Raw genomic sequence first — 403 nt, 5'->3', positions numbered from 1 at the left:
GCGGAACTCAACACAACAGGATGAGGCATTCAGTGCGGAGAACTGACCCGGGTCTGTATTCATCCTGGCAGAGGGTGCCGGATCCGGTATCACCTCAACAGGTAACATTGTGGGTAATGATGAAGCGTCTGTGGCAGCCGGAAGTCGACGTGATATACGGCCTTCATTCTGCCAGAGCCGCAGCCATTTGAAGATGACATTATCGTTGACGCCGTTTTCACGGGCAATCTGAGCAACGCAGGCACCGGGACGTAAAGCAAGTTCGACCATACGGAGCTTGAAGTCATTCGAATAATTTTTACGGGGTTCTTTTCGCCAGGACTGGGATTCCATACTTAGATGTCCGTCTGTATGTAATGCGCCCCTAAAGTTAGACACCAGATCGAAAACTGAGGGCGCATGG

Annotated in this window: 1 protein-coding gene; it reads right to left on the bottom strand. The window is 51.4% G+C overall.

Going from position 1 to position 403, the window contains the following annotated elements; genetic code table 11:
• The coding region (locus IAE50_RS25725) for a transposase (RefSeq protein ID WP_234467363.1) at positions 1–333 on the bottom strand (333 nt) is incomplete at its 3' end.
• Between the last annotated feature and the right edge of the window lie 70 nt (positions 334–403).

This window comes from Kosakonia sp. S42, from assembly GCF_016624785.1.
Lineage (GTDB): Bacteria > Pseudomonadota > Gammaproteobacteria > Enterobacterales > Enterobacteriaceae > Kosakonia > Kosakonia cowanii.
The sequence above is the reverse complement of the archived record's forward strand: the minus strand, read 5'-3'. Positions and strand labels throughout refer to the sequence as shown.